The organism is Pseudomonas sp. PS02303 (assembly GCF_029959925.1).
GTDB lineage: Bacteria > Pseudomonadota > Gammaproteobacteria > Pseudomonadales > Pseudomonadaceae > Aquipseudomonas > Aquipseudomonas mandelii.
In genome coordinates this window covers 1-7,893 of the sequence record NZ_JASCOM010000263.1, presented here as the reverse complement: position 1 = coordinate 7,893, position 7,893 = coordinate 1, and the positions used below count along the sequence as shown (strand labels likewise).

Here is a 7,893-nt window from a genome sequence, read left to right as displayed (position 1 = left end):
GCTCGCGATAGCGGTGCATCAAACAACAGAGATGTTGGATGTGCCGCCTTATCGCGAGCAGGCTCACTCCTACAAAGGTCCGGTGTAAGCCGAACAAACAAACCCCGGAGAAATCCGGGGTTTGTCGTTTCTGCACACCCCGCTATCATTCGCGGCATTCTTCGGGGGATTTAACTGTGCTCAATGGCCTGTGGCTTGGCTTTTTCATCGTGGCTGCCGTTTCGGCACTGGCGCAATGGCTGATCGGCGGTAACGCCGGGATCTTCGCGGCGATGGTGGAAAGCATTTTCGCCATGGCCAAGTTATCGGTCGAAGTCATGGTCCTGCTGTTCGGCACCCTGACCCTCTGGCTGGGCTTTCTGCGAATTGCCGAGAAGGCCGGGATCGTCGAATGGCTGGCCAAGGCGCTGGGCCCCTTGTTCTTGCGCCTGATGCCGGAAGTGCCGGCCGGTCACCCGGCCATCGGCCTGATCACGCTGAACTTCGCCGCCAACGGCCTGGGCCTGGACAACGCCGCCACGCCGATCGGGCTGAAGGCCATGAAGGCGCTGCAAGAACTCAACCCCAGCGCCACCATCGCCAGCAACGCGCAGATCCTGTTCCTGGTCCTCAACGCCTCCTCCCTGACCCTGCTGCCGGTGACGATCTTCATGTACCGCGCCCAGCAAGGTGCGCCCGATCCGACGCTGGTGTTCTTGCCGATTTTGCTGGCAACCAGCTGCTCGACACTGGTGGGCCTGCTGTCGGTGGCGTTCATGCAACGTCTGCGACTGTGGGACCCCGTGGTGCTCGCGTATCTGATTCCCGGTGCCTTGGCCCTCGGTGGCTTCATGGCGCTGCTGGCGACGCTCTCGGCGACCGCTCTGGCCGGCCTGTCATCGATCCTCGGCAACCTGACGCTGTTCGGGTTGATCATGCTGTTTCTGGTGGTTGGCGCATTGCGCAAAGTGAAGGTCTACGAAGCGTTCGTCGAAGGCGCCAAGGAGGGCTTCGACGTGGCCAAGAACCTGCTGCCGTATCTGGTGGCGATGCTCTGCGCCGTCGGTGTACTGCGGGCGTCCGGGGCGCTGGATTTTGGTCTGGACGGGATTCGGCATCTGGTGGAGTGGGCCGGTTGGGACACGCGCTTCGTCGACGCACTGCCGACAGCGATGGTCAAACCGTTCTCCGGCAGCGCCGCGCGGGCGATGCTGATCGAAACGATGAAGACCTCTGGCGTGGACAGCTTCCCGGCGCTGGTGGCGGCGACGGTCCAGGGCAGTACGGAAACGACATTCTATGTGTTGGCGGTGTACTTCGGCGCGGTGGGCATCCAGCGGGCGCGGCACGCGGTGGGGTGTGCGTTGCTGGCGGAGTTTGCTGGCGTACTGGGCGCCATCGGCGTTTGCTACTGGTTCTTCGGTTAACCAACGATCCCCTGTGGGAGCGAGCCTGCTCGCGATAGCGGTGTGACAGTCAACATTAGTGGTGACTGATTTACCGCTATCGCAAGCAGGCTCACGCCTACAGGGGTCCCGTGTTGGCTTTAAGGGCGACTTTCTGGCCTTGCTCTACCGTCCAAGCCACCACCTGCGCCGTCAACTGATCACTCGCCTGGCCAAATCCGGCCACCACCGCCGGCACTTTCACATCGCTCAATGGCTGACGCACTTCAAAGCGGCGGCTGGCGAGGATGCGCTGGTCATACCCGCGCACCAGCAAGGCATCCAGCCGCACGACCACGCTCGCAGCGGTGCCTTGGTACTCAGTCTGAAATGCTTGCAGGCTCCCGCCCAACTCCAGATCTGCCTGGAAGTTGCTGTCATCCGTGCTCAGCAACGGCACTCGACCGTCCCGCTGGAAACCATCCAGCAACCGATTACGCAGCAACACCGGCGCCGGATCACTCCAGCGCGAGGCGGTGTAGCTGCTGATCAGATCACCTTGCGGGATCACGGCGATTTTCGGGCTGTTCAACGCTTCGCTGGCCTGCGGCTTGGTCAGGCGCAGCGACCAGCCTTGCGGCGTGCCGTGGCTGGCCGAAACGCTGCTCTGGGCCGACGGCAAGCGATAGACATCGGAGGGCTCGGACTTGGGCAGGATCGAGCAGGCGCTGACCAACGTGAAGCTGGCGAGGAGGGCGAAGGTCGCAAGCTTCATGGCGTGAACTCCTTGTTCTTGTCATTGCCCAGCAAATAACCGCTGGGGTTGGCTTCCAGGCGCTGGGAGATGGCTCGCAACGACGTCAGGGTGTCGCGCAGCTCGCGCACCGCTGGCGCCAGGCCATTGAGGCCCTGCAAGCCGCTGTTCAGGGAATCCTGGTTGGTCGTGAGCAACTTGTTGATGGTCGCGCTGCTTTGTTCCAGTGATTTCATCGCCTGCTCGGCGCTGCCGAACATCTGCTTGCCCTGATCGTTGAGCAAGCCGTTGGCGTTGCGCATCAGCGTCGACGTCTGTTCCAGCATGGCGCCAGCCTGCTTGCCGACGGAGGCCAGTTGCTGCATCGCCTGACGAATATCACCGCGCTGGTCGGCGATGGTCCCGGTGGTTTGTTCCAGATGTTCCAGCGTCTTGCTGATGCGCTCGACGTTCTCCGTGGAAAACATCAGGTTGGCGTTATGCATCAGTGTGTTCACACCGGCCATCAGGTCGCCGCTGTCATTGAGCAAGCGAGCGATAGGCGAGGGTGAAGCGACAATCACCGGCAGATGGCCGTCCTTGCCTTTGAGGGTCGGGCTTTGCGGCGTACCGCCACTGAGTTGAATGATCGATGTGCCGGTGATCCCGGTCAGCGCCAGGATGGCCCGGGTGTCTTCCTTGATCGGCGTATCGCCGCCCAGGCGAATCCGCGCCAGCACCCGGCGCGGGTCTTTCGGGTCCAGGCGCAACGTCACCACATCACCGACCTTGATCCCGCTGTACTGCACGGCGCTGCCCTTGGACAAGCCACTGACCGCCTCGTTGAAGACGACTTCGTAATCCTTGAACTCGGTGTCGACACTGGACTTGGCCAGCCACAGGCCGAAGAGCAGGGCACCTGCCACCACAATCACGGTGAACAGGCCGATCAATACATGATGGGCTCGGGTTTCCATGTCAGACCTCTTTCAACTGTTGAGCGGCGGTCAACGCCGCGCGGCCGCGAGGGCCATGGAAGTATTCGTGAATCCACGGGTCGTCGGTTTCCGAAACCTTGTCGATGGCGTCTGCCACCAGCACCTTTTTCTGCGCCAGCACCGCCACCCGGTCGGTGATGGTGTAGAGCGTGTCGAGGTCATGGGTCACCAGAAACACACTCAGGCCCAGCGCATCGCGCAACGTCAGGATCAATTGATCAAAGGCTGCGGCGCCAATCGGGTCGAGGCCGGCGGTGGGTTCGTCGAGAAACAGAATGTCCGGGTCCAGCGCCAACGCCCGGGCCAGCGCCGCGCGCTTGATCATGCCGCCAGACAGCGAGGCAGGGTATTTGTCCGCCGCGGACAGCGGCAACCCGGCCAACGCCAGTTTCACCGCCGCCAGATGCTCGGCGTCTTCACGGCTCAGGCCGGCGTGTTCGATCAGGGGCAGGGCGACGTTCTCGGTCACGGTCAGCGAAGAAAACAGGGCGCCTTTCTGGAACAGCACGCCGAAACGCCGTTCGACCATCGAGCGTTCATGTTCGGGCAGCGTCGGCAGGTTCTTGCCAAAGACCTTCACCACACCCTCGCTGGGCTGGCGCAAGCCGACGATGCTGCGCAGCAGCACCGATTTCCCGCTGCCGGAACCGCCGACCACGGCAAGGATTTCACCTTTGTACAAATCGAGGTCGAGGTTTTCGTGCACGCTCTGGCTGCCGAAGCGATTGCACAGCCCACGGACTTCGATCACCGCCTCGGAGGGCGCTCGGGGTAAACGACTCACCAGCCCATCTCCATGAAAAACAGCGCGGCCACTGCGTCGAGCACGATCACCACAAAAATCGACTGCACCACACTCGACGTGGTGTGCGCGCCCACGGACTCGGCGCTGCCACTGACCTTGAAGCCTTCGAGGCAACCGATTGCAGCGATCAGGAACGCGAAGATCGGCGCTTTGACGATCCCCACCAGAAAGTGCTGAACGCCGATATCGGTTTGCAGCAGCGACAAGAACATCGCCGGCGAGATACCCAGCGACACGGCGCAGACCACGCCACCGCCGATGATCCCCGAGAGCATGGCCAGGAAGGTCAGCATCGGCAACGCCACCAGCAGCGCCAGCACCCGTGGCACCACGAGCAATTCCATCGGGTCGAGGCCCAGTGTGCGGATCGCGTCGATTTCTTCGTTAGCCTTCATCGAACCGATTTGCGCGGTGAACGCACTGGCGGTGCGGCCGGCCATCAGAATCGCGGTCAGCAACACACCGAACTCTCGCAGGAAGGAGAACGCCACCAGGTCCACGGTAAAAATACTCGCACCGAAGCTGGCCAGCACCGTCGCCCCGAGAAACGCCACCACCGCACCGACCAGAAAGGTCAGCAGGGCGACGATGGGCGCGGCGTCGAGGCCAGTCTGTTCGATGTGCGCGACCATGGGCGTGATGCGCCAGCGCTTGGGACGAAACAGATTGCGGGCGATGGTTTCGAGGATCAGGCCGACGAAGCCCAGCAGTTGCAGGGTGTCCTGCCAGACGGTGTCGACTGCGCGGCCAATGCGGGTCAGCAGTTGAATGCCGACACTGATCTCCGGTTCCTTGACCGGTACGCAGAAGTCGCTGAGCGAGCAATAAACCGTCTGCAACAAGGCACGGTCTGCAGAAGAGAGGGTGCAATCAGGGTGTTCGGCGGATCGCCCCAGACGCTCGGACCCGAGCAATTCCACCAACAACGACGCCCCGGCGGTATCGAGCGCACCGAGGCCATTGAGGTCGATGTGCGTGCTGTCGTCGTATTGGCCGCGGAGCTTTTCGCTCAGGTGCTTGAGATCGGCGTAGTGGGCGAGCGTCCAGTCACCCGTGACCCGCAGTTGAGCAGGGGAGTGAGAGACATCTAGCTGGGCATTGCCGGCCATTGTGCTGCTGGTCATAAGCTCCGTGCTTGTTCGGCTATTAGCGCAGCGCTACGTAATAGCACGAACCGGATTACTTTTCTTTGATCGGTGTGCTGTCCGTGATCTTGAAGCGCAGCACGCCGATGACCTGGCCATCCTCGGTCAGCACCCGCACTTGCCATTTACCGGCAGGATTGCCTGGGAAATTCTGCTTGTGGGTCCAGGCACGGTAGCCTTCCTTGCGTCCGCCGTGGATGTCCAGCGGGATACGGTCGACCTCTTTACCGTTGAACTGCCACACGTGATAAATCCGCTCATCGAGGCCGCGCGGGGCGTTGATGGCGGTGTAGGCGTACAACCCGTCCCCACGGATCTGCTCGGCGCTGACTTCGTCCAGACTCTTGCCGGGTGTGCGGTCCTGCATTTGCGTGCTGATCGCCACGTCGGTCATCCATAAAGTGGCCGGCGGCACCCACGAACGCAGCACCCAGCCGAGGGCACCGATGCCCAGCGTGATACTCAGGATCGCCAACGCGTTGCGCACCGTGCGGATCGGGAAGATCGAGGCCAGGCTCGGGAACGACAGTAAAACAGCGGTGCCCAGCGCCAGTTTGAAGCTTTGCGAAGTGGTCAGGTGCAAGATGACGGGCAGCGCGGTGAGCAGCGCGGCAAACAGCGTCAGCGTGTGCAACGCCAGGAACGCCCAGCGCCGGGGTGCCAGCCATTTGTAGTAGAGCGGGTCGATGATGGAAATCAGCGCCGCCATGCTCAGCAAACCGGTGAAGAAAAACTGGCCACTGTTCCAGGTCGTGGTGATGAAAAAGAACGGCAGGACGAAGAACAGGCTTTCCTGGTGGATCATCTGCGTGGCGTAACGCAGCAAAGGCTGGGGGATTTCGCGCTTGAAGAGTTTGGTGAACAACTTGGTCAGGCTGTTTTCCAGCATCAGCCAGATCCAGCTGAGCACCATGATGATGGTGATCCAGGTCGCCAGGCCCTGTTGCCGATCCACCAGGATGAAGCTGCCGACTCCGGAGATAAAACCACCGAGCGCAATGACCCCTGGATAGCGCTTCATCAATTCCAGGATGCGCTGGACGTACAGGGTCAGAGTAGGCATTCGGCGGTTCGCAATAGTCGTGGGAAAAATCCTCGACAGAGTACCGCCCGGGCGGGGGCGTGGCGAGGGGGATACGTCCGTTTTCCCTATACAACATTGTGGCGAGGGAGCTTGCTCCCGCTGGGGTGCGAAGCGCCCCCAAACCCGCACACTGCGTGTCATCAGGTAGAGCGCAAGCACCGGTTTTACGACTGCTGCGCAGCCGAGCGGGAGCAAGCTCCCTCGCCACAAAAGCCCTGCTGCCAGGGCGGCCAGTTACCGGCGGCGATGGACTCGCCAAGCCAATACCCCGAGGACAAGCAATCCAAACACCCCGGCCATCGCCCACATCAACTGGTCATAACTCATCAGCGGCTTCTCGATCCGTACATACCCCGGTTGCATGAGCAACTCGCGCATGGCCTTGTTCGCTTCTTCCAGCGTCACGCCTTGCAGTTCCCTGGCCGGGGCGGCGAAACGCCCGTCCTGGTAGTCGCCCAGCGCGCTCCAGTAGTAATCGGCCAGCGCGCTGTTGCCTTGCACGGCCCAAGCCTGGCGGGCGATGGCGGCCTGTTTGAGGCGGTTGAAGGTGTTTGCGTCGAGACCGTCCTTGAGCAAATCGGCCTTCAAATCCTCCAGCACCTGCCGGGCCTTAGGCACGTCATCGCGCTCAAGGTCGGCGTTCAGGCTCATGAAGCCCACCCCGCCAAACACCTCGCGCTCGGCCGAGGGGCCGTAGGACAAACCGTGGGACAGCCGCAATTGGCGGTAGAGCGCCCAGTCCAGATAGTCCTTGAGCAGGTCGAAGGTTTCGTCGTGCTGATCCTGCAGCACCGGTTCCGGCACCAGCCAATGCAACTTGGCGCCGCCGCCGACGAAACCATCGCTCAGCGTTCGTTCATGGGCGGCACTGGCCTGGATTTCCGGCAAGGGCAGGTGATCGGTAGGCTCGACCGCTTCAAGTTCACCGTAGGAGCGTTCCAGATACGCCGGCAACAACTTGTCGAGCTCGCCGACCACGATCAGCGTCATGTTATTGGGCGCGTACCAGGCCTTGCGTACCGTCTCCAGTTGCTCGCGAGTCAGGTTGTCGACTTCCGGGCGCTCGGGGCATTTAAGGCCCAGCTCCACTGCCAGCTGATTGCTCGCTGTGTGGCCCAGGTCCTGACGATCCAGCCAGCGCTGCAAGTGCGAGTAATGGCCGCCGTCCTCACGCTCGACCACTTGTTTGGCGGCGTTGATGGCGTTGTCGTCGATTCGGGTCTGCGTCAGCAGCGCCAGCAGCAGGTCGAGCACCTTGCGCTGGTTTTTCGCCGGGGCTTCAATGACGAACGTCGTGTCAGCGTTGCTGGTGAACGCGTTCCACTCACCGCCCAACGCCTGCATGCGCTCTTCCAGGCCGCCTTCGCCGGTTGCATCGATGCCGCTGAACAACAAGTGTTCGAGCAGATGCGGCAGCTCCTTGTCGGCGCAGCTGAAATCATCCAGACCTACGCCGACCACCAGGCGAATCGCCACGTGCCCGCGCTCGGTGCCGGGTTTGAGCAGTAATTGCAAACCGTTGGGCAGCGTATAGCCCTCGACCTGGAAACGATCCAGGGCAAACGAAGGAAATGAGCCAAGCAACAGACAGGCGAACAGCAGACAACGCATAGCAAGCTTCCATACGGCTGATTGGAGATCCGTGTCGCTTTCCAGGCAGCCATCGCGAGCAGGCTCGCTCCCACATTGGTTTTGTGAACACCACAATTCAAATGTGGAAGCGAGCCTGCTCGCGATGATCTTGAACCGGAACCAATGTTACTG

7 protein-coding genes are annotated in these 7,893 nt (G+C 61.7%); 1 reads left to right on the top strand and 6 read right to left on the bottom strand.

The features are described 5' to 3' along the window. The first annotated feature begins 176 nt into the window (after positions 1 to 176). Positions 177 to 1,406 (top strand): spore maturation protein, encoded by a 1,230-nt coding sequence (locus tag QMX98_RS29675; protein WP_010465573.1) that lies wholly within the window; start codon positions 177 to 179, stop codon positions 1,404 to 1,406. Positions 1,407 to 1,503: 97 nt separating this feature from the next. Here the strand turns inward: QMX98_RS29675 and QMX98_RS29670 are convergent, their stop codons facing one another. The 6 genes from QMX98_RS29670 to QMX98_RS29645 all read right to left on the bottom strand — a co-directional run bounded on the left by QMX98_RS29670 (position 1,504) and on the right by QMX98_RS29645 (position 7,740). Further along, positions 1,504 to 2,139, bottom strand: coding sequence for an ABC-type transport auxiliary lipoprotein family protein (locus QMX98_RS29670; RefSeq protein WP_154502403.1), 636 nt, complete (start codon positions 2,137 to 2,139; stop codon positions 1,504 to 1,506). After that, positions 2,136 to 3,074, bottom strand: coding sequence for an MlaD family protein (locus QMX98_RS29665; RefSeq protein WP_010465569.1), 939 nt, complete (start codon positions 3,072 to 3,074; stop codon positions 2,136 to 2,138). Before QMX98_RS29665 ends, QMX98_RS29670 begins: the two co-directional genes overlap by 4 nt. Before the next feature lies 1 nt (position 3,075). Continuing rightward, positions 3,076 to 3,879, bottom strand: coding sequence for an ATP-binding cassette domain-containing protein (locus tag QMX98_RS29660; RefSeq protein WP_010465567.1), 804 nt, complete (start codon positions 3,877 to 3,879; stop codon positions 3,076 to 3,078). Then, the gene (locus QMX98_RS29655; RefSeq protein ID WP_010465565.1) at positions 3,876 to 5,024 is read right to left on the bottom strand and encodes an ABC transporter permease; all 1,149 of its coding nucleotides are present in this window, start codon (positions 5,022 to 5,024) and stop codon (positions 3,876 to 3,878) included. Before QMX98_RS29655 ends, QMX98_RS29660 begins: the two co-directional genes overlap by 4 nt. Before the next feature lie 55 nt (positions 5,025 to 5,079). Further along, positions 5,080 to 6,108, bottom strand: a complete 1,029-nt coding sequence (locus QMX98_RS29650; RefSeq protein WP_010465563.1) for a DUF5924 family protein — start codon at positions 6,106 to 6,108, stop codon at positions 5,080 to 5,082. Between the two features lie 255 nt (positions 6,109 to 6,363). After that, positions 6,364 to 7,740 carry an insulinase family protein gene (locus tag QMX98_RS29645; protein WP_010465561.1) on the bottom strand — a complete coding sequence of 459 codons (1,377 nt, stop codon included), beginning with the start codon at positions 7,738 to 7,740 and terminating at the stop codon, positions 6,364 to 6,366. Between the last annotated feature and the right edge of the window lie 153 nt (positions 7,741 to 7,893).